The organism is Lebetimonas sp. JS138 (assembly GCF_000523335.1).
Taxonomy (GTDB): domain Bacteria; phylum Campylobacterota; class Campylobacteria; order Campylobacterales; family Nautiliaceae; genus Lebetimonas.
In genome coordinates this window covers 488,873-508,709 of sequence record NZ_ATHT01000001.1, presented here as the reverse complement: position 1 = coordinate 508,709, position 19,837 = coordinate 488,873, and the positions used below count along the sequence as shown (strand labels likewise).

The window sequence follows — 19,837 nt, the reverse complement described above, 5'->3', positions numbered from 1 at the left end:
GTAGCTAAAATTATCTACTAATTCTTCTTTTTTTTGTATAATTATCAAAAAGGCCGTTAATGCTAAAAGCTATCCTTTTTGATACTATTTCTTTGATAACTATTTTAAATCCAATCGCCGCTGCGGCGGTTATGATATCTCTTGTTAAATATTCAGATATTCCGTCTGTTTCCAAAGTAACATCTTTTACCGTATTAATTGCTTCTATTATTACAATGATTGCAGGCGGATGGGTTCTTAAAATATTCGGTATTAATCTGCCTTCTATTAAAGCAATAGGCGGGGTGGTACTCTTGATTATTGCTTTAAATATGATTCAGGGTAAAGAAATTTCTCCTACAAATACCACAAAAGATGAGCATGAAGCGGCTCAGGAAAAAGAAAATATAGCGATAATTCCGCTTGCAATTCCCGTTTTGTTCGGCCCCGGGGTAATTACCACTATTATTGTTTTAAGTGAAAAAAGTAAAAAGCTGATTGATAAAGGTGTTTTGTTTACAGCCATTGTTTTATCTGCATTGATTGTTTATATTACTTTAAAAAATGCTTCTTTTATTTCGAAATTTTTAGGTGTTAACGGAATTAAAATAGTTACAAGGATTATGGGACTTATAATAGGCGCTATTTCATTTTTGTTTTTGATAGGAGGCGTAAAGGCGTTATGGCTAATATCTTAAATTTAATTCGAAGGGAAAAATAATGAGATTTATTTTTATTTTATTTTTATTTTTTATTAATCTGTTTGGCGGTGATTTAAACGGGCTTATTAAACAAATAAATAAAAATTCACCTGATTATACTTTAGATTTAGCTTTAGTTAAAAAAATAAAAGAATTGAATTATAATAATCCTGCTATCGATTTAAATATTTCAAATCAAAATGAATATTTATCACTATTTTTTAAATTAACTGATTTAAAAAAAGAATATAATAATCTGCCTTCCATTATAAAAGAAACTAATAAAAAAATTGATATTCTTTCATCAGATAACGATATAACTTCCAAACTTCAGACATTGTATTATCAAAAGCTTTTAGATATATACAATAAAAAATATGATTATTTAGATAAAAATTTTCAAAATATTGAAAAAGAGGTTTATCAAAAACTTTTTGATATTAAATTTAATTCTGTTTTGGCCCAAAATAATATTGATTACTGGAATAAGCTGTTGAATGACAAACAAAAAGAGCTTGAAAAATTAAAAATAAATCTTCAAAAATGGCAGATTTTAAATAACGAAAAAAATATTGAAAACATACAAAATCTTATAAACATAAATATTCAAAAACAAAAAAACATATATAAAAATCTTTTAAAAAATTATTTAATATTGTTTCTTGATGAATTAAAAAATAAAGATAAAACTGCCTTTAAAACAGCCCAAAGTATAGATTATTATGCCAATAAACTTGATTTAAATGAATTAGGAGAAATAATAAATGATTTTGAAACATTCAGATTTGGGACAAAAGCTATCATTTATAATTCAAAAAAAGAGTTGGAACATACGTTAGAAAAATTTATTTCTTTAATTAAATATCCCCTTTTCAAAATAGGAAACAATTTTATAACGCCTCTTGATTTAGTATTAGTTATTTTTATTTTATTTATAGGCTGGTTTATCGGCAAATATTATAAAAAACTGATTTATTCACTTAGAAAGAAATATGAAATTTCTTATTCAAGCGCAACGCTGCTTGCAAATATAGGATATTACACAATTATTTTTCTTTCTTTTATTTTTTCCCTTAAAATAGCCGGACTCGATTTAAGCTCCCTTGCAATAATTGCCGGAGCACTTTCAGTTGGTATCGGTTTTGGGCTTCAAAATATAGTGAGTAATTTTGTAAGCGGAATTATATTAATGTTTGAAAAAACGATAAAAGTGGATGATTATATTGAGATTGATGAAAATACAAGAGGAAAAGTTATAGACATTTCAATGCGCTCGACCGTAATAAGAACAAATGACAACATTGATTTAATTATTCCCAATCAGGATTTTATACAAAACAAGGTTATAAACTGGACACTTGGAGATGAAATTGTTAGATTTAGAATTCCTTTTGGAGTGGCTTACGGGAGCAATATAGAAAAAGTTGAAAAAATAGTTCTTGAAGCTATAGATAAATCGTCTCTTCCTTTTTTAAGAAAAGAGCAATATAAACCGTTGGTTGTTTTTATAGAAATGGCAGATAGCAGCTTAAATTTTGAACTGTTTGTCTGGGTAAGAGGTGAATATGCTATGATGCCAAGAAGAACAAGAAGCAAATTTTTAAAAGTAGTTTATAATGCATTAAATGAAGCTGGAATTACAATTCCTTTTCCTCAGCAGGATTTGCATATTAAAGATACGGTACCGTTTGAAATTAAAATAAAAAAGGATTGATATGGAATTTATTTATTCAATAAGTGAAGCATTTAAGGATTTAAAAAATCCAAAAATGCAAAAATTATCTATTGTTTTAGGCAGTGTTTTGGCGGCTTTTTGGATTATTATGTCTCTGTGGTTTTGGAACAGGGGGTTATTATTAACAAATTTCCTGATTTCCATTATGCCTTTTAAATTTTTACAAAACGCAGGAAGCCAGTTTATTATAATGATTGTGTGGATACAACTGATTTTGGCAAGCTTGGGAATCATTTATTCTTTGTTTGGCAGATTTTTTAAAAATATATTTTCTTCAATTGCACTTGTAAGTGTTATAACTTTTTTTTGGGCATTTGTTTTTTTTGTTTATCATTCTGAAATTTCAGGCTATATAAAAAATCTTCTCAGAATTTTTCCATATCAGAGCATTGAAGAAGTAGTCTCAAATATACTTTTGGCATTTATGTTTTATTCTTTTTATATTGCGACTTTTTATTTTATTTTTTTAATTTTCAGTGTGAAAATTTTAGAAGAGATAAAAGAAGGGCAGTATCCTCAGGTTGATACAAAAAAAGAATTTAATTTATTAAAAATTATTTTTATAAATATAAGGGATTTTTTAATATTTTTAATTGGGATGATAATTTTTTATCCTTTGATGTTTGTGCCTTTTGTAAATATTTTAATAATTGTTTTTCTTTGGGCTGTTTTGATTAAAGAATCACTGCTACAGAGTGTTTTTATGCTTTTTGGAAAAGAAGAAATTGATAAAAAGAAAATCTGGGCTTTTTGTATTTTAAGTGTAATTTTAAACTTTATTCCGGTTTTAAATTTTTATGCACCGGCTTTTGGAATTTTGAGTATTTTTCATTATGTAATGGAAAAAAAAGAGGACAGGCTCAATTTAGCTTAACTATCCTCCCATCAGTTTTCGGGCTTCCTACACTGAATCCGTAAAGTGCCAAATAATTAACATTATTTAAAATCTCTTCAGTAATTAAATTGTCAAAAAAGCATCCGATACCACAACCTCTTAAATTTTTGGCTTCGGCTTCAAGATATAAAACCTCTCCTATTATTCCCGCTTCAAAATTTAACAGTTTATATTCATACTCTTTTTTGGGTTTTTGCGATACCATATTAATAGTAAATGCTGAGTCTTTTCCCAAATCCTGAATGCAGTTCGCAAATTTACTGGCCTCGCTGAAATTTCCTTTATGAAGGTTGGTAAGTTTGTTTTCTTTTCTTGAAAAATAATAAATTCCTTCTTCTATTCCATCAACCCTGTTTACAAAAATTATGAAATCAACTCTGTTTAGAGTAACTTTTACATCAAAAGGAGATATATTTCTTGGAAGTGTTTTATCCAAAATATCAAAAAAATCTTTTTTTTCAATGTAGCTTGGAATAAATCCCAGTGCACTTCTTCTGTTATCAATTATTTCATATGCACTAAATGGAGATGGTAAAAATTCCGGTTTTTCATCTAAAAGTGCGGTTTGAAAATTTTCTTTTGTTTTTAATTCTTTTAGCTGTTTCAAAAATTATATCCCATCTTACTGAATCATTTGCTATTTTTTTGTATTCTAAATGATAATCTAAATTCTTAAAATTTTCAAAATTAATTTTTGGTTTTTTATCATGATAAACATAAAAAGCTGCTTCAAAAATTTCTTCTTCATTTTCATAAAATTTCGCTTTGTTTAGTCCAATTAAGGGGCTGAGTCTTTCTTCATCAATGTCGTTTATATATTCCATTTTCCAGCCAAGCAGGTTTGATGAAAAGCGGCCTGCCGCAATTAAATGCCCGGTATCAAGCAGGCAGTATCTAAGTGCTCTTTCCCCGTATTTCCAGCTTTCTCTAAGCGGAATTGAAGTAAAAACCAAAAAAAAGCCGTTTTCAACGAGATTTTCACCTTTTGCAATTTCTTCTAAAGCAAATTCTTTTACATTAAAATGATAAACTCCGTTGTTTAAAATCAAATAAATTTCTTCCGGGTGTAAATTTCCGCTTGACGGATTGACCCTTACATACCATTCATTCATTCCTAAAACTTTTTTGGCATTAATAGAAGCCGAATATCTTAAAAAAGTAGCTATTGTGTTAAGATTAATTTCTTTTGTTTCATTTTTTAAATATAGTTTTTCATAAGTTAAATTTTCTGTTTTTGGATTTGGCAACAGTATTTTTTTAGCATTTATATATTCTTTATATGGGTTTGGCTGATTTGCCCAGTCTAAATATCCTAAGCTTTTTGCAAATTTATTTGGAAAATGACGTGTCTTATTATGATAATCAATTGCTTTCATTATTTCCCTTTTTTATTATATGATATCGATAAAAATATGACAGCTTCGAGCTTCATTTTGCTAATGCAACGCTCAAATTTTGCTAAAAATTGCAAACAGCTTTGCAGGCCCTAAGGACTCGGTGCAATTTTTTTAACGCAAAATTTTCGCTAAATTCCGCTACGCTGTCATATTTTTACTTTTTCGTTATTTAGTCAGTATCATCATATCAAAAATTAGACAAAATTTATCTTTTTTGTTATAAGGAATGTAATGAAAAAAATTTTTTTATTTATAGGAGTAATTATGGCAAATCATTTAAAAAATGCTGACAGTCCTTATCTAAAGCAGCATGCAGACAATCCTGTTGACTGGTATGAATGGGGTGAAGAAGCTTTTGAAAAGGCAAAAAAAGAAAATAAACTTATTTTTTTAAGTATAGGTTATTCAACATGTCACTGGTGCCATGTAATGGAGAGGGAGAGTTTTGAAAACAAAGAAATTGCCGGTATTTTAAATAAATATTATGTGTCAATAAAAGTGGACAGGGAAGAGATGAGCGATATTGACAAATACTATCAAAAAGCTTATCAGTTAATGCACAGACGCTCGGGAGGTTGGCCTCTTACTATTATTATGACACCTGAAAAGAAAGTGTTTTATTCTGCAACTTATGTGCCGCCTCATTATTCACAATACGGTCCGGGACTTAAAGAAATACTTTTATCTATTGCAAACGACTGGATGGAAAATCCCAAAAAAATTTTGGAAATTGCAGATAATTTCGAAAAATATTACAGGGAAAATGAAAACAAAGTTATGCCAAAAGAAAATGCAGATAAAAGCTTAATTGAAAAAATAATAAAACAGGTAAAAAATGAGTTTGATTTGGAATATGGAGGAATTAAAGGTGCTCCAAAATTTCCGATGGAGAGCACATTGGATTTGCTTGTTGATGTTTATATGATAACTAAAAATCAAGAAATTTTAAATATTTTAAATATAACGCTTGTAAAAATGGTAAAAGGCGGTATATTTGACCAAATTGAAGGCGGATTTTACAGATATTCAGTTGATGAGAGATGGGAAGTGCCTCATTTTGAAAAGATGCTTTATAACAATGCAAATTTGCCTTTTGTTTATTTGAGAATGTATAAAATTACAAAAAATCTTTTATTTAAAGAGGTAGCATTTAGAAGTATTGACGAAATGATTAACAGATACTATGAAAACGGTCTTTTTTATTCTGCAAGCGATGCAGACAGCAATGGAGCAGAGGGAAAATATTTTGTATATGATTTTGATGAGGTTGAAAAGGCTTTTAGTGAGTTTGAAAACAAAGAAGAACTTCTGAATTATTTCGGAATAAAAAAATATGGGAATTTCCATGGCCTTAATAATCCTACAGTTCATGGAGATAGACCTAAAAATCATGAAAAGGCTTTAGAAAAACTGAAACAGATAAGAGAAAAAAGAGAATTTCCGTTTATTGACACTAAAAAAATAACTTCCTGGAATGCTATGATGATAAAAACTCTTTTTGCAGCAGGTGAATTTGATGAAAAATATTTGGAAATTGCAAAAAAGAGTTTAGAAAAATTAATCGAAGTTATGTATAAAGATAAACTTTATCATTCTTTCAATAAAAATAAAAAAAATAAAAAAGAAGGGCTTCTTGAAGATTATGCATTTTTAATAGGTGCTTTGATAACCGCTTATGAATATACTTATGATGAAAAATATTTAAATTTTGCAAATAAACTAAGTAAAGAAGTTTTTAAATTTAAAAACAAAAATTGGTATATGAACCAGGAAAAAAGCGTAAAAGCTGATTTTAGCGATTCATCTTATGCAAGCTCTTTGGGTGTTTTGGCAAATGATTTTTTGGATTTATCGCTTTTAAATTATAATATTGAACTGAAAAAAGAAGCCGATAAAATAATTGAAGAGGGAAGCTATTATGTAAAAAATTATCCGCTTTATTATGCAACTATTACAAAAGCCGCTATAAAAAATATTTTGGGTGAATATATAATAACTTCTGAAACTCCTTTATATAAAGGAGATTTTTCATATCCTTATGTTTTATGGAAAAAAGGTGAAAGTTTTGAAATATGTACAATTTATAAATGTATTAAAAAAAGTAATAATTTGGAGGAAATTAAAGAAATTTTAAATATTTTATGATATAATTTCACCTGTCCCAGCCCTGTGCAAGGGGTGTAAGAGGCAACGCTTCAGGCCCGGAAGGGAGCAGAGCACCTCTTATGTCCCTGTGCCGCAGGTTCCTGGGGCGCCTGAAAAATAATTATAAGTTATGAATGTTGAGTGTTGAATTGTGAATTATAAATGCTAAATATTGAATTATAAATTAATATTTTTAGCTAAGTTTAGTGTCAAACACTAATTATTATAAATGAATAAAAGAAGAAGTTAAATCCCTAAAATTTTAACTTCATTAAGATTTACATCGCATATATTTGGAATATTATTAGGATTTAGTGCCAGCTCTTTATTGTCCATTATAACGATTTCGCTTTCTATTATATGTTTAGCAACTTTTTTAGCACCTGGGAGGGAGTGCATATAACAGCTGCCGCATTGATAGATATTTGCTTCCGGGATAGTATCAGTATCTAAAATATTTTGCATAGATTTTCTCCACGCTTCAATTACTTCTTTATCATTCGGTTTTCCGATTATGCTCATATAAAATCCTGTTCTGCATCCCATAGGTGAAATATCTATAATCTCAAAATTAGGAAGATTATCTCTCATAAACCCTGCAAACAGATGCTCAAGCGTATGCATTGCTTTTTCGTCAATTATTTCTTTATTTGGTTTTGCAAACCTTACATCATAAACTGTAATTACATCACCTTTTGGTGTTTTCATTTTTTTTGCAATTCTTAGGCCCGGGGCCGGCATTTTTACATGGTCAACTAAAAAACTGTCAAGCATTGGCATAGTTTATCCTTTTTTATTGCAATTATATCGTAACTTTGATACAATTTCATTTCTAGTTCTCACCTCTTTATTCCTTGGTCGGGTTGCAGCTATGCTGTTAACGGAGAGGGAGGCTAAACCCAGCCAAAATAAAAAAATAATTCAAGGAGAAACAATGGCGTGTAATGTAACAATGAAAGATTTATTGGAGTGCGGTGTTCATTTCGGACATCAAAGAAGAAGATGGAATCCAAAAATGAAGAAATACATTTTTGGTGTTAGAAAAAATATCTATATTATTGACTTACAAAAAACATTAAGATTTTTTAAATATGCATGCGGCATAGTCAGAGATGCGGCGGCTGAAGGAAAAACAATTCTTTTTGTCGGAACTAAAAAACAGGCAATTGATGCTGTAAAAACCCATGCCGAAAGAGCCGGTATGCCGTATGTTAACCACAGATGGCTCGGCGGTATGCTTACAAACTTTCCAACAATTCAAAAATCAATAAGAAAATTGGAAATTATTGAAAAAATGGAAGAGAGCGGGCAAATTAACCTTTTAACTAAAAAAGAAAGATTGATTTTGGCCAGAAGAAAAGCAAAACTTGAAAGAGTTCTCGGTGGTATAAGACATATGAAAACATTGCCGGATATGTTGTTTATTATTGATACGGTTAAAGAAAGAATTGCAGTTGCAGAAGCAAATAAACTTGGACTTCCTGTGGTTGCTCCGCTTGATACAAACTGTGATCCTGACGTGGTTGATTATCCAATCCCGGGAAACGATGATGCAATCAGAAGTGTAAATCTTTTCTGTGAAAAAATTGCTGATGCTATAATTGAAGGTAAAGAAATGGCAAGAAGCGCAGGAGAAGAAGTGGAAGAAATTACACCTGAAGAAATTAATGAAGAAATTAAAGAAGTAAAAGAAGAAGCAGCGGCAGAAACTAAAAGCGAAGAAGAAATCGAAAAAGAAACAGAAGATATTAAAGAGGAGGCATAATATGGCAAACATTACAGCAGCTCAGGTAAAGGCGCTAAGAGAAAAAACCGGTGCCGGAATGATGGATTGTAAAAAAGCATTGGTTGAAGCAAACGGCGATGAAGAAAAAGCGGTTGAAATATTAAGAAAAAAAGGTCTTGCAAAAGCCGCTAAAAAAGCAGACAGAAATGCGGCTGAGGGAAGAGTTGAAATTAGTATTACCCCTGATATGAAAAAAGGAAGTATCGTAGAAGTAAACTGTGAAACAGATTTTGTTGCCAAAACAGATGAATTTGTTGAATTTGTAAGTGAAACGGTTAAAACTGTTAATACTGAAAATATCACCGATGTTGAAAACTTAAATAAAACAAAATTTGGTGAGGGTACATTCGAAGAAGAATTAAAAGTAAAAATAGCAAAAATAGGTGAAAATATTGTTGTCAGAAGAATGGCAACAATCAAAGCACCGGAAAACGGAATAGTAAACGGATATATCCACGCGGGGGGAAAAGTAGGCGTTTTGGTTGCGGCTGAATGCGACAGAGATGAAACCTGTGAAGCAATTAAAGATACTCTAAAAGATATTGCCATGCATATTGCGGCTATGAAACCTTCTTTTCTAAATCCTGAGAGTGTACCGGCTGATGTAATTGAAAAAGAAAAAGACATTGCAAAAGCCCAGCTTCTAAAAGAGGGTAAACCTGAAAATGTAATTGAAAAAATTATTCCCGGAAAAATTAAAAAATTCTATGAAGAAAATTGTCTTACTGAGCAAGAATATGTAAAAGCAGAAAAAAAAGAAAATGTTGCTAAAGCACTTGAAAATGCGGCAAAAAAAGCCGGAGGAAGTGCAAAACTTGTTGACTTTATCAGATTTGAAGTCGGAGAAGGTTTGGTTAAAAACGGATGTACTTTAGCTGATGAAGTAGCGGCAGCTTTACAATAATTACTTAGCGCCTTTTGGCGCTTAAGTGAAAATAGTGAATAGTGAGTAGTGAAAAAAATGATAAAAGCAATAAATTTAAAACACTCATTTGATTATCTTCTTTTTTCAGATGTAAATCTTGAAATAAAACCCAAAGAAAAAATTGCCATAATAGGTTCCAGCGGAAGCGGAAAATCCACACTTCTTCATATTTTATCTTCATTTTTAAAACCAAATGAGGGACAAGTTTTTATTGATAAACAAGAAATTTATAAACTAAAAGAAAAAGAGTTAATTGAATTTAGAAGAAATAAAATAGGTGTAATTTTTCAGTTTCATTATCTTTTTAACACATTCACAGCACTTGAGAATATTCAGGCTGCCGCAATTTTATGCAACAGGGAAGTTGATTTTGATTTGCTTGATAGACTCAAAATAAAAGATGTAATAAATCAGAATATTCAAACCTTAAGTGGAGGCCAGCAGCAAAGAGTTAGTATTGCAAGGGTTCTAACAAAAAAACCGAGAATTATTTTTGCTGACGAGCCTACCGGAAATTTAGATAATGTTAATGCAAACGAAGTAATAGAAATTTTAAAAGAATATGCTGACGAGAATAGTGCATCTATTGTAACTGTAACCCACGATATAGAAATAGCTAAAAAATTTGATAAAATTTATGAATTGAAAAACAAACAGTTAGTGAATAGTGAGTTGTGAATTATGAGTAGTGAATAGTGAGTTGGTGAGTAGTGAGTGAAAATGGAATTAATTAATTATTTAACGCCGGTTAATACTGTTACATTTTTGCTTTTGTTTATTAGAATATCTTCTTTTTTGGCGTTTTTGCCTTTTTTCTCATATCCGACTATTCCCATGAAAGCAAAGGCGGCGTTTGCCCTGTGGCTTACAATACTTTTTTTCCCTATTAGCCCGAAAATAACATTTGAAATTAATATTATAAATGTGATATTGGCTGTTTTGTTTGAGAGTGCTTTTGCTTTTTTTGTGGGAGTTGCCCTTACGCTTATTTTTGATATTTTAAAATATGCAGCCGAACAGATAAGTTTTGTGATGGGATTTACTTTGGCAAATGTAATAGATCCAAATTCGGGGCTCAATACAAATATTATAGGTGAATTTTTTACCTGGGTTGCACTGTTGATATTTTTTGCTTTCGGAGGGGATCATTTAGAAATATTTTTAATAAGTAAAACATTAGGAAGCCTGCCGTTTGGGGCTGTTTTTGATATTCATTCAATGTATCAGTTTTTTGTTATTTATATGTTTAAATATTTTGTTTTTGGAATTGCAATGGCTTTTCCTGTTTTGGCCGTTTCTATTTTAAGCGACATAATTTTTGGAATGATTATGAAAACAATGCCTCAGTTTAACCTGCTGGTAGTAGGGTTTCCTATAAAAATTGGACTTTCTTTTTTAATTCTGATTGCGATTATGGCTTCTTTTGCAAATGTATTTCAAAAAGAATTTATTCAGGCTTTTAATGTAATTTTAAAAATTATCGGCTGAGCCTGTAAGCTTTGGCATTTTGTTTCAACATATAAAAATATTTGTTGAATTTATTTATTAAATTTTTATCCTGAGTGATTAAGATATATTCATAATTTTTAAAAAAAGCGCTGTAAGAATAATTTGCACTTCCGATAATCAAATATTTATTGTCTATAATAGACATTTTTACATGCATTTTTGCTTTGTTGCCGTTTTTATAATTTTTACCGCTTAAAAGATAAATATCAAATTTTTTTATTGCCGCAAGGTTTGGAATAACGGAATATTTATATTTTGATTCTTCCAAATCAGCTATAATATAAATCTTTGTTCCGTGTTTTGCGGCTATTTTCAGGGCTTTTGCAATTTTTTTATTGGTAAATGTATACATTGCTATTTTTATATTTTTTTTGGCATGGGTGAAAATATTGCATAATTCTTTTTGAGCATTTTTTCCCTCAAAGGGCATAAAATAAACATTGTTCGCATTTAAAAACAGGATAAATAATAAATAAAACAGGATTTTTTTCAATTTTGCCACCTTTTTTAATATAATTATAATAAAAAAATGAGGTCAGCCATGAAAATACTTTTAATTTCTGCCAATCCGACTATAGAAAAACTTTTTACGCTGAGTACTGAAAAGAAAGGTGACGATGTTATTATCGGAAACAGGGAGTTTGTTCCGGAAGATAATTTTGAAGCTGTTTTTTTGGAAAAAGATTTGTATGATGAAGAATTTTTGAATTCTTTGAAAGAAAAGTTCAAAAATGCAAAATTTGTTTTGATTCTTTCTAAAAAAGATGAAAAATTACCAGGTTTTGATACATATCTTACAAAACCGTTTTTACCTACCGATTTAATGGATGTGTTGGAAAAACTGCCGAATATCCAAAATGAAACAAAAGAAAGTTTCGATATTGAAAATTTTAATGAAGATTTGGATTTGGAAGAAGAAAATTTTGATTTGGAAAATACCCAAAAAGAAGAAATAGACGATTTTGCCCTGGATGATATAGATGAATTGGTGGAAGAAGGCGATGAAAAACCGGATTTTGAAGAACTCGAAGAGTTGGAAAATTTACCTGAAGACGAAGTGTTGATTACAGAAGACGAACTGTTGGAAGAAGCACCCGATTCAGATATAGAAGATACTATTTCCATCAGTGAGGAAGAACTACAAAATCTGGAAGATGAAGATAAAGAAGGTGAGGAAGTTCCAAGCAGTTGCCAAGTAGCCAAGTTCCAAGTGAGGAAGAATTGCCGGAAATCGAAACAGAAGAAGATATTAACACCCAAAAAGATGAAAATAATGAAGATTTGGAATTAGAAAGTATAAATGAAAAGGATTTGGCAAAAGCTTTGGGAGAAGAGATTGAAGGAAAAGTGAAAAGTTAAAAGTTAAAAATGAAGAGCTGCCTGAAATAGAAGAAAATAAAAAAGCTCCAAATGAAGAAGGAAATTTACAAGAAAAAACACTCGGAAGTATCTTAAATATAAATTGGGATGAACTGAAAAAAGCAAAAGCAAAAGTTACCATTACTATAGATTTTGGAGATTAAAATGGATGGAAGTATTTTAGTTGTATCGGGTCCTAGCGGAAGCGGAAAAACAAGTCTGGCGAGAAGCGCATGTGAAGAGCTTCAAAAAAAGGCGTATTTCAGTATTTCATCTACAACACGTCCTATGAGAAAAGGGGAAATTGACGGTGTTGATTATTTTTTTGTGAGTAAAGAAGAATTTTTAAAAGACATTGAAGAGGGTTATTTTCTGGAATGGGCGGAAGTTCACGGAAATTTTTACGGAACGAGCAAAAGACAGATTGACAAAGCTTTAAGTGAAGGTAAAATAGTGTTTTTGGATATTGATGTTCAGGGATATGAAAATGTAAAAAAATTGTATCCAAATATTACAACCGGCGTATTTATAACTACAAAAGATATGAATACATTGATAAAAAGACTTGAAAAAAGAGGAACTGAAACAAAAGAATCCCTTGAAATAAGACTTATTAACGCATTAAACGAAATGAAAAAAATAGATGAGTATGATTATCTTTTAATAAACAATGAATTCGATGAATCCAAAGAATTTTTAAAAGCGGTTGCAATTGCGTCTCTTATAAAAAGAAGCAAATATAATGTAGATGAATTTATAAACGAGTGGAAAGGAAATGAATGAAGAAAAGAGTTGCCGATATTTTTAAAAAACATTTAGGTGAAAATCCTCCTATTAACAAACCGAAGCAAAAAGATTTTGGTCATTTTGCCGTCCCTGTTTTTAAATATGCAAAAGAAAATAAAATAAACCCGAACGAATTTGCAAAAAGCCTCTGTGAAAAATTGAACGGATGCGCTGAATTTGAAAAAGTTGAAGCACTTAGCGGATTTGTAAATTTAAAACTTAGCGATAAATTTTTGGATGAATTTGCAAATAAGGTTTTAGAAGAAAAAGAAAATTTTGGCAAAGGTCAAAAACAAGAGAGGATTTTGCTTGAATATATTTCCGCAAACCCGACAGGCCCTCTTCATATCGGTCATGCCAGAGGCGCTATTTACGGTGATTCCATTGCCAGAATAGGAAGACATACAGGTTATAAAATAGATACCGAATATTATGTAAATGACGCAGGCCGCCAGATTTCGCTTCTTGGACTTTCTGTTTATTTGACGGCAAGGGAAATTTTAGGTTTTGATGTGACCTGGCCCGAAGAGTATTATAAAGGTGATTATATAAAAGATTTGGCATCTGAAGCGATTAAAGAATTTGGCAAAGATTATTTCATAAACAAAGAAAACAGTTTTAATGATGAAAAGCTCAATATGTGGGCAAAGGATAAAATGTTAAATGAAATAAAAAAAGATATCGCTTCTTTAAATGTTACCCCTTTTGATAAGTGGGTAAGTGAAAAAGAATTATATAAATATTGGGATGAGGTAAAAGACATTCTTGACAAAAACTCCGCTTTGTATGAAAAAGAGGGTAAAGTATGGATAAAATCCTCTGAATTTAAAGATGAAAAAGACAGGGTCGTGGTAAGGGAAGATGGAAGACCTACCTATTTAGCCGGTGATATTATTTATCACTGGGATAAATTTAAAAGAAATTATGACAGATACATAAATATCTGGGGGGCGGACCATCACGGATATATTGCAAGGGTAAAAGCTGCAATTAAATTTTTGGGGTTTGACCCGGATAAACTTGAAATACTACTTTCCCAGATGGTAAAACTTTTAAAAGGCGGCAAACCTTATAAAATGAGTAAAAGGGCCGGTAATTTTATTTTGGTGAGGGATGTTGTGGAAGATGTGGGGGCGGATGCCCTGCGTTTTATCTTTTTGACTAAAAAAGCGGATACACATCTTGAGTTTGATGTTGAGGATTTGAAAAAAGAAGACAGTTCTAATCCAAATTATTATGTAAATTATGCCCATGCAAGAATCCGTTCGATTTTTAGAAATAAAAATATGGATTATGACGATGTAAAAAATATAGAACTCAAAAATTTAGAGGAAGATGAAAAAGAACTTCTGTTTTTTGCCTTGACTTTGCCTTATGTATTAGAAGATGCGTTTATCAACAGGGAACCTCACAGACTTACAAATTATCTAATAGATTTGGCAGGCGAATTTCATAAATTTTATAATAAAAATAAAGTTATTGGAAGTGAGAGGGAAGAAATCAGGCTAAAAATTTTGGCGGTTGTCGGGATTATTATAAAACTGGGACTCTCACTTCTCGGGATAAATGCAAAAGAAAAGATGTAAAAATAGTGAAAATAGTGAGTGGTGAGTTGTGAAAAAAAGGATAATAAAATATGAAAGCCATGATTAGCAAATGTATGTTGGGTGAGCCCTGCAGATATGACGGTAAATCAAAACCTCTTGAAGAGGAAAAACTTGATAAATTAAATGAAATTTATGAGCTGATTCCTTTTTGTCCGGAGGCTTTTTCCCTTCCGACCCCCCGCCCCGCAGCAAGGTTTATAGGGGATAAAATTATTGATATAAACGGTGTGGATAAAACCGAGGCTTTTTTAAAGGGGGCAAAAGAAGCTCTCAGAATTTGTGAGAGAGAAAATATTAAAATTTTTATAGGAAAAGAAAAGTCTCCAAGCTGCGGTATTAAAAAAACAAGCGCCTATATAAACGGATGTGAATGCAAATGCGATGCACCGGGATTAACTTCTAAAATTTTAAAAGAAAACGGAATTGAGCTTATAAGCGAATGGGAAATATAGCGATTTTCGGGGGCAGCTTTGACCCTCCTCATTTGGGGCATGTTGAAGTTGCCAAAAAAGCATTAAAAGTGCTTGATATAGATAAACTTATAATAATGCCAAATTATCTGAATCCTTTAAAAAGCTGTTTCCACGCTCCGGCTGAGCTTAGGGTTAAATGGCTGAAAAAACTTTTTGAAAATTATCCAAAAGTTGAGGTGTCTGATTTTGAAATAAAACAAAATAGACCTATATATTCAATTGAAACGATAAAAAAATTTAAGCCAAAATATTTTATAATAGGAAGCGATAATTTAAAAACACTTGACAAATGGAAAAATATTGATGAAATTTTAAAAAAAACCCAGCTGGTGGTTGCTAAAAGGGGAGAAATTGATTTAAATCTTCTTAAGAAGTATAATATTAAAAAAGTTTTAGATGTTAACGTTCCAATCAGTTCCACGGAAATTAGAAACTGTAATTTCAAATATTTACCAAAAATAATAGAAAATGAAATAAAGGAGTTTTATGGAAAGAATTGCAAAAATTAAAAATTTATTGGAAGAAAAAAAAGCACTTGATGTTATGGAATATGACTTAAGAGATAAGGATTATTTTGTTGATTATGTAATTGTGGCCACTGCTATGGCTGATAAACATGCTCACGCACTGCTTGATTATCTTAAAAAAACTTTAAAACCGATGGGCGAGACATTTCTGGGGGTTGATGAAAGTAATGACTGGATTGCCATTGATCTGGGGGATATTTTAATTCATTTGATGAGTGAGGAATACAGGGCAAAATATCAGATGGATAAATTTCTTAAAGATTTAAAATCAAAAATGAGGCAATAAATGAAAATTGCAATTAATGGAATAGGTAGAATCGGAAGAAGTGTTTTAAGGGTAGCGTTAAAAAAAAATATAGAAATAGTGGCTATTAATGATTTAATGGATATTAATCTGGCCGCATATTTAATTAAATATGATACAACAAGGGGAATTTTAGAAAGAGACGTTGAAGTTTTTGATAAAAATACCCTAAAAATAGGTGAAAATATTATAAATTACTCTCAAGAAAAAAATCCTCTTGATATTCCTTTTGATGAAGCGGATGTTGTTCTTGAATGCACAGGTAAATTTTTAAGCTCTGATTTGGCAAAAAGGCATTTAAAAGGAAATGTAAAAAAGGTAATCATCTCAGCTCCGGCAAATGATAACACCCCGACTTATGTATTAGGGGTGAATCACAAAGAATATAAAGGCGAAAATATTATTTCAAACGCTTCTTGTACTACAAACTGTCTTGGGCCTGTTGCAAAAATTATTGATGAGAAATTTGGAATAATTAAAGGTTTTATGAGCACCATTCATTCTTATACGATGGACCAAAAACTTCTTGATGCCCCAAATATACGTGATATCAGACGTTCACGCGCGGCGGCGGAAAATATTATCCCAACATTTACTGGCGCTGCAAAAGCAATTTATAAAGTTTTACCAAATTTAAAAGGTAAACTTGACGGGGTTAGTGTAAGGGTTCCTGTTGCCAATGTTTCACTTATGGATTTGACGCTTGAATTAAATAGAGAAACCACAAAAGAAGAAATAAACGAAGTTATAAAATTTCATTCACTTACCGATTTAAAAGGTATTTTAGAAGTGGATGAAGAGTATAAAGTAAGCTCTGATATAAATTCAAACCCGGCAAGCTCTATTGTCGCCCTTGATTTGACAAAAGTAAATTTAAATTTAGTAAAAATTTTTAGCTGGTATGATAATGAATGGGGATATTCAAACAGAATGATTGAAATGGCGGAATACATATATAAATGGTAAATGTAAAATGAAAAATGTTAAATTAAATTAAATGTATGTTAAAATTTTATAAAAAGGAGTGAGATGAAATTAAATTCACCGAAAGATTTAAATCTAAAAGAAGGAAACAGTGTTTTTTTAAGATGTGATTTTAATGTACCGTTGGATGAATTCGGCAATATAACGGATGACAGAAGAATAAGAATGGCGCTTCCGACTATCAGATATTTAATTGACCACGGGTGTAAAATAGTAATAGGCTCCCATTTTGGAAGGCCAAAAGGCGAATTTAATGAAAAATATTCCCTGAAACCTGTTGCAAAAAGACTTTCTAAGCTTCTGGATAAAGAAGTTATTATGGCTAATGATGTTGTTGGACCTGATGCAAAAAGTAAGGCCTCTAATTTAAATATCGGAGAAGTTTTACTGCTTGAGAATTTGAGATTTGATCCGAGAGAAACCAAAAACGATGAGGGATTTGCAAAAGAACTTTTCAAATACGGCGAATTTTACATAAACGATGCATTCGGAGTCAGCCACAGGGCGCATGCAAGTGTCGAGGCAATTACAAGGTTTTATGACAATTTACACAGAGCGGCGGGATTTTTACTTTTAAAAGAAATCAATTTCTTTTATAAACTGCTTAAAAAGCCTGTAAGGCCGTTTGTAGCGGTTGTAGGGGGAAGTAAAGTAAGCGGAAAACTTCAGGCACTTATTAATCTGCTTGAAAAAGTGGATAAAATGATAATAGGCGGGGGAATGGCCTTTACATTTTTAAAGGCGCTCGGATATGATATAGGAAAAAGTTTGGTGGAAGAGGATTTGATAGATGAAGCTTTAAAAATTATGTCTGAAGCCAAAAAACTCGGGGTTAAATTTTATCTGCCGGTTGATATAGTGGTAGCCGATAAATTTGCTGAAGATGCAATGGTTAAATATGTCCCATCCCAGGAAATTCCGGACGGTTGGATGGGGCTTGATATAGGACCTGCAAGTGTTAGGCTTTTTGGAGAGGTACTTTGGGATGCCCAGACAATTTTGTGGAACGGACCTATGGGTGTATATGAGATGGATAAATTTGCAAGGGGAACGTTTAAAATTTCCCATGAAATTGCAAGAAGTCACGGAATTAAAGTGGTGGGCGGCGGAGATACCGCAGATGCGGTTGCCAGAGCCGGAGATGATGAAGAAATGACATTTATTTCTACCGGTGGAGGAGCGAGTCTGGAACTTCTTGAAGGCAAAAAACTTCCTGCAATTGCAGCATTGGAGATAAAATGATAGTAGCAGCAAATTTTAAAACAAATAAAACAAGAAAAGAGACAAAAAGATATTTAAAAGAACTTGGAAAAATAAAATTTAACGGGGTAAAAGTTGCCGTTTTTCCTCCTCAGAGTGCTTTATTTGAAGACAAAGTCGTTGGTGCCCAAAATGCATATCCTACAGTAAGCGGTGCATATACCGGGGAAATCGGTTTAGAGCAGCTTAATGAATTTAATATAAAAAGAATCCTTATAGGCCACAGCGAGAGAAGGCATATTTTAGGTGAAAGCCAGGAATTTATAGCAAAAAAATTTGATTTTTTTAAAAATCATAATTTTGAAATATTTTACTGTATTGGCGAACCGCTTGAAATTAGAAAAAAAGGAATAGAAGCAGTTGTAGAATACTTAAAAGAGCAGCTTATAGGAATAGATTTAGAATATGAAAAATTAATAGTTGCATATGAGCCTGTTTGGGCGATAGGCACAGGGGTCAGTGCAAAACTAGAACAAATCCAAGAAACTCATAAAGAAATCAGAAAATTTACCAAAAGGCCGATTCTATACGGCGGAAGTGTGAAATTAAGTAACATTGAAGATATTTTAAAAATCGAAAATGTGGACGGGGTTTTGGTCGGAAGTGCAAGTCTGGATGTTGAAGTGTTTAAACAGATGATACAAAAAACAAAGGAGAGTAAATGAGTCTAATGCAGGGAAAAAAAGGTTTAGTTGTAGGTGTGGCAAACAACCGCTCGATTGCATACGGGATTGCAAAAGCTTGTAAATCGCAAGGGGCTGAAATAATTCTTACTTACCAAAATGATAAATTAAAATCAAGGGTTGAAAAAGTTGCAAACGAACTTGATGTTAAAAATATTTATCCTCTTGATGTTACAAAAGAAGAAGAGTTAATTAGTTTAAAAGAAAATATTGAAAAAGATTACGGAAAAATTGATTTTTTGGTCCATTCTGTAGCTTTTGCCCCAAGGGAGGCTCTTGACGGAAAATTTATCGATACAAAAAAAGATGCTTTTAACATAGCAATGGAAATCAGTGTCTATTCATTAATAGAGCTTGTTCAAAAAATGGAGCCAATATTAAATGACGGGGCAAGTATTTTGACATTAACTTACCTTGGAAGCACAAGATATATTCCACATTATAATGTAATGGGTGTGGCAAAAGCTGCACTTGAGGCAAGCGTAAGATATTTAGCAGTGGATTTAGGGGAGAGAAAAATTAGAATAAACGCCTTAAGCGCAGGGCCTATTAAAACACTTGCGGCAAGCGGAATAGGAGATTTTAGCGAAATACTTAAATATAATGAAAAAAATTCTCCATTAATGAAAAATGTTACAATTGATGAAGTCGGAAATTCCGGAATGTATTTACTAAGTGAGCTTTCAAGCGGAGTAACGGGAGAAGTGCATTTTGTTGACAGCGGATATAATATAATGGGTATGCCAAGATATGGTGAGTAGTGAGTGGTGAGTGGTGAAAAT

Annotated in this window: 22 protein-coding genes and 1 other RNA gene; 19 read left to right on the top strand and 4 right to left on the bottom strand. The window is 31.5% G+C overall.

The genetic code is table 11. The features are described 5' to 3' along the window. The first annotated feature begins 59 nt into the window (after positions 1–59). The 3 genes from DZ67_RS0102815 to DZ67_RS0102805 are packed head-to-tail and all read left to right on the top strand — an operon-like array spanning position 60 to position 3,289. The gene (locus DZ67_RS0102815) at positions 60–677 is read left to right on the top strand and encodes a MarC family protein (protein WP_024791757.1); all 618 of its coding nucleotides are present in this window, start codon (positions 60–62) and stop codon (positions 675–677) included. A 22-nt stretch (positions 678–699) separates the two neighbouring features. Then, on the top strand, positions 700–2,394 hold the full coding sequence (locus tag DZ67_RS10205; RefSeq protein WP_024791158.1) for a mechanosensitive ion channel family protein: 1,695 nt from the start codon (positions 700–702) through the stop codon (positions 2,392–2,394). 1 nt (position 2,395) lies between these two features. After that, positions 2,396–3,289 carry a hypothetical protein gene (locus DZ67_RS0102805; protein WP_024791756.1) on the top strand — a complete coding sequence of 298 codons (894 nt, stop codon included), beginning with the start codon at positions 2,396–2,398 and terminating at the stop codon, positions 3,287–3,289. Here DZ67_RS0102805 and DZ67_RS0102800 read toward each other — a convergent pair. Then, positions 3,276–3,917 (bottom strand): SagB/ThcOx family dehydrogenase, encoded by a 642-nt coding sequence (locus tag DZ67_RS0102800; protein WP_024791755.1) that lies wholly within the window; start codon positions 3,915–3,917, stop codon positions 3,276–3,278. The genes DZ67_RS0102805 and DZ67_RS0102800 overlap by 14 nt on opposite strands. Next, on the bottom strand, positions 3,859–4,686 hold the full coding sequence (locus tag DZ67_RS09725; protein WP_024791754.1) for a SagB/ThcOx family dehydrogenase: 828 nt from the start codon (positions 4,684–4,686) through the stop codon (positions 3,859–3,861). Before DZ67_RS09725 ends, DZ67_RS0102800 begins: the two co-directional genes overlap by 59 nt. Positions 4,687–4,938: 252 nt before the next feature. Between DZ67_RS09725 and DZ67_RS0102790 the strand changes: the two genes are divergently transcribed. Both DZ67_RS0102790 and ffs read left to right on the top strand, forming a co-directional pair. Next, complete coding sequence (locus DZ67_RS0102790; protein ID WP_051440277.1) at positions 4,939–6,852, top strand: thioredoxin domain-containing protein; 1,914 nt, start codon at positions 4,939–4,941, stop codon at positions 6,850–6,852. 13 nt (positions 6,853–6,865) lie between these two features. Next, an RNA gene (gene ffs, locus DZ67_RS10370) (signal recognition particle sRNA small type) lies at positions 6,866–6,963 on the top strand. Positions 6,964–7,098: 135 nt separating this feature from the next. Here ffs and luxS read toward each other — a convergent pair. Further along, positions 7,099–7,632 (bottom strand): S-ribosylhomocysteine lyase, encoded by a 534-nt coding sequence (luxS, locus tag DZ67_RS0102785; RefSeq protein WP_024787161.1) that lies wholly within the window; start codon positions 7,630–7,632, stop codon positions 7,099–7,101. A gap of 154 nt (positions 7,633–7,786) precedes the next feature. Between luxS and rpsB the strand changes: the two genes are divergently transcribed. The 4 genes from rpsB to fliR are packed head-to-tail and all read left to right on the top strand — an operon-like array spanning position 7,787 to position 11,051. Further along, entirely contained in the window at positions 7,787–8,617 is an 831-nt protein-coding gene (gene rpsB / locus DZ67_RS0102780; protein WP_024789375.1) for a 30S ribosomal protein S2, read from the top strand. 1 nt (position 8,618) lies between these two features. Next, complete coding sequence (gene tsf / locus DZ67_RS0102775; protein ID WP_035003073.1) at positions 8,619–9,542, top strand: translation elongation factor Ts; 924 nt, start codon at positions 8,619–8,621, stop codon at positions 9,540–9,542. Between the two features lie 57 nt (positions 9,543–9,599). Next, positions 9,600–10,241, top strand: coding sequence for an ABC transporter ATP-binding protein (locus DZ67_RS0102770; RefSeq protein WP_035003325.1), 642 nt, complete (start codon positions 9,600–9,602; stop codon positions 10,239–10,241). A gap of 42 nt (positions 10,242–10,283) precedes the next feature. Continuing rightward, on the top strand, positions 10,284–11,051 hold the full coding sequence (gene fliR, locus DZ67_RS0102765) for a flagellar biosynthetic protein FliR (protein ID WP_024787157.1): 768 nt from the start codon (positions 10,284–10,286) through the stop codon (positions 11,049–11,051). Here the strand turns inward: fliR and DZ67_RS0102760 are convergent. Next, on the bottom strand, positions 11,041–11,502 hold the full coding sequence (locus DZ67_RS0102760; RefSeq protein WP_236618636.1) for a phospholipase D-like domain-containing protein: 462 nt from the start codon (positions 11,500–11,502) through the stop codon (positions 11,041–11,043). The genes fliR and DZ67_RS0102760 overlap by 11 nt on opposite strands. 111 nt (positions 11,503–11,613) lie before the next feature. Here DZ67_RS0102760 and DZ67_RS0102755 point away from each other — a divergent pair, with 111 nt between their 5' ends. From DZ67_RS0102755 to fabI, 10 genes are all read left to right on the top strand, one after another. Continuing rightward, positions 11,614–12,363 carry a response regulator transcription factor gene (locus DZ67_RS0102755; protein ID WP_024791752.1) on the top strand — a complete coding sequence of 250 codons (750 nt, stop codon included), beginning with the start codon at positions 11,614–11,616 and terminating at the stop codon, positions 12,361–12,363. 233 nt (positions 12,364–12,596) lie between these two features. Continuing rightward, positions 12,597–13,214: a guanylate kinase gene (gmk, locus tag DZ67_RS0102745; RefSeq protein ID WP_024787154.1), complete on the top strand. Its 618-nt coding sequence runs from the start codon at positions 12,597–12,599 to the stop codon at positions 13,212–13,214. Further along, positions 13,211–14,803 carry an arginine--tRNA ligase gene (argS, locus tag DZ67_RS0102740; RefSeq protein ID WP_024787153.1) on the top strand — a complete coding sequence of 531 codons (1,593 nt, stop codon included), beginning with the start codon at positions 13,211–13,213 and terminating at the stop codon, positions 14,801–14,803. The genes gmk and argS overlap by 4 nt, the downstream gene beginning before the upstream one ends. 50 nt (positions 14,804–14,853) lie before the next feature. Then, on the top strand, positions 14,854–15,276 hold the full coding sequence (locus DZ67_RS0102735; RefSeq protein WP_024787152.1) for a DUF523 domain-containing protein: 423 nt from the start codon (positions 14,854–14,856) through the stop codon (positions 15,274–15,276). Next, the gene (gene nadD / locus DZ67_RS0102730) at positions 15,264–15,806 is read left to right on the top strand and encodes a nicotinate (nicotinamide) nucleotide adenylyltransferase (protein ID WP_024791751.1); all 543 of its coding nucleotides are present in this window, start codon (positions 15,264–15,266) and stop codon (positions 15,804–15,806) included. The genes DZ67_RS0102735 and nadD overlap by 13 nt, the downstream gene beginning before the upstream one ends. Continuing rightward, on the top strand, positions 15,784–16,110 hold the full coding sequence (gene rsfS, locus DZ67_RS0102725; RefSeq protein WP_024787150.1) for a ribosome silencing factor: 327 nt from the start codon (positions 15,784–15,786) through the stop codon (positions 16,108–16,110). Before nadD ends, rsfS begins: the two co-directional genes overlap by 23 nt. Beyond that, complete coding sequence (gene gap, locus DZ67_RS0102720) at positions 16,111–17,094, top strand: type I glyceraldehyde-3-phosphate dehydrogenase (RefSeq protein WP_024787149.1); 984 nt, start codon at positions 16,111–16,113, stop codon at positions 17,092–17,094. Positions 17,095–17,157: 63 nt separating this feature from the next. Then, the gene (locus DZ67_RS0102715; RefSeq protein WP_024787148.1) at positions 17,158–18,354 is read left to right on the top strand and encodes a phosphoglycerate kinase; all 1,197 of its coding nucleotides are present in this window, start codon (positions 17,158–17,160) and stop codon (positions 18,352–18,354) included. After that, a complete protein-coding gene (locus tag DZ67_RS0102710; RefSeq protein WP_024787147.1) occupies positions 18,351–19,037 on the top strand; it encodes a triose-phosphate isomerase in 687 nt (228 codons plus the stop codon). Before DZ67_RS0102715 ends, DZ67_RS0102710 begins: the two co-directional genes overlap by 4 nt. Beyond that, positions 19,034–19,816, top strand: coding sequence for an enoyl-ACP reductase FabI (gene fabI, locus DZ67_RS0102705; protein WP_024787146.1), 783 nt, complete (start codon positions 19,034–19,036; stop codon positions 19,814–19,816). The genes DZ67_RS0102710 and fabI overlap by 4 nt, the downstream gene beginning before the upstream one ends. Positions 19,817–19,837 lie beyond the last annotated feature (21 nt).

Excerpts from the sequence above, each read along its gene's own strand:
- DZ67_RS0102815 (WP_024791757.1), top strand. The coding sequence starts at position 60 with ATGCTAAAAGCTATCCTTTTTGATACTATTTCTTTGATAACTATTTTA.
- DZ67_RS10205 (WP_024791158.1), top strand. The coding sequence starts at position 700 with ATGAGATTTATTTTTATTTTATTTTTATTTTTTATTAATCTGTTTGGC.
- DZ67_RS0102805 (WP_024791756.1), top strand. The coding sequence starts at position 2,396 with ATGGAATTTATTTATTCAATAAGTGAAGCATTTAAGGATTTAAAAAAT.
- DZ67_RS09725 (WP_024791754.1), bottom strand. The coding sequence starts at position 4,686 with ATGAAAGCAATTGATTATCATAATAAGACACGTCATTTTCCAAATAAA.
- DZ67_RS0102790 (WP_051440277.1), top strand. The coding sequence starts at position 4,939 with ATGAAAAAAATTTTTTTATTTATAGGAGTAATTATGGCAAATCATTTA.
- luxS (WP_024787161.1), bottom strand. The coding sequence starts at position 7,632 with ATGCCAATGCTTGACAGTTTTTTAGTTGACCATGTAAAAATGCCGGCC.
- rpsB (WP_024789375.1), top strand. The coding sequence starts at position 7,787 with ATGGCGTGTAATGTAACAATGAAAGATTTATTGGAGTGCGGTGTTCAT.
- tsf (WP_035003073.1), top strand. The coding sequence starts at position 8,619 with ATGGCAAACATTACAGCAGCTCAGGTAAAGGCGCTAAGAGAAAAAACC.
- DZ67_RS0102770 (WP_035003325.1), top strand. The coding sequence starts at position 9,600 with ATGATAAAAGCAATAAATTTAAAACACTCATTTGATTATCTTCTTTTT.
- fliR (WP_024787157.1), top strand. The coding sequence starts at position 10,284 with ATGGAATTAATTAATTATTTAACGCCGGTTAATACTGTTACATTTTTG.
- DZ67_RS0102760 (WP_236618636.1), bottom strand. The coding sequence starts at position 11,502 with ATGCCCTTTGAGGGAAAAAATGCTCAAAAAGAATTATGCAATATTTTC.
- DZ67_RS0102755 (WP_024791752.1), top strand. The coding sequence starts at position 11,614 with ATGAAAATACTTTTAATTTCTGCCAATCCGACTATAGAAAAACTTTTT.
- gmk (WP_024787154.1), top strand. The coding sequence starts at position 12,597 with ATGGATGGAAGTATTTTAGTTGTATCGGGTCCTAGCGGAAGCGGAAAA.
- argS (WP_024787153.1), top strand. The coding sequence starts at position 13,211 with ATGAAGAAAAGAGTTGCCGATATTTTTAAAAAACATTTAGGTGAAAAT.
- DZ67_RS0102735 (WP_024787152.1), top strand. The coding sequence starts at position 14,854 with ATGAAAGCCATGATTAGCAAATGTATGTTGGGTGAGCCCTGCAGATAT.
- nadD (WP_024791751.1), top strand. The coding sequence starts at position 15,264 with ATGGGAAATATAGCGATTTTCGGGGGCAGCTTTGACCCTCCTCATTTG.
- rsfS (WP_024787150.1), top strand. The coding sequence starts at position 15,784 with ATGGAAAGAATTGCAAAAATTAAAAATTTATTGGAAGAAAAAAAAGCA.
- gap (WP_024787149.1), top strand. The coding sequence starts at position 16,111 with ATGAAAATTGCAATTAATGGAATAGGTAGAATCGGAAGAAGTGTTTTA.
- DZ67_RS0102715 (WP_024787148.1), top strand. The coding sequence starts at position 17,158 with ATGAAATTAAATTCACCGAAAGATTTAAATCTAAAAGAAGGAAACAGT.
- DZ67_RS0102710 (WP_024787147.1), top strand. The coding sequence starts at position 18,351 with ATGATAGTAGCAGCAAATTTTAAAACAAATAAAACAAGAAAAGAGACA.
- fabI (WP_024787146.1), top strand. The coding sequence starts at position 19,034 with ATGAGTCTAATGCAGGGAAAAAAAGGTTTAGTTGTAGGTGTGGCAAAC.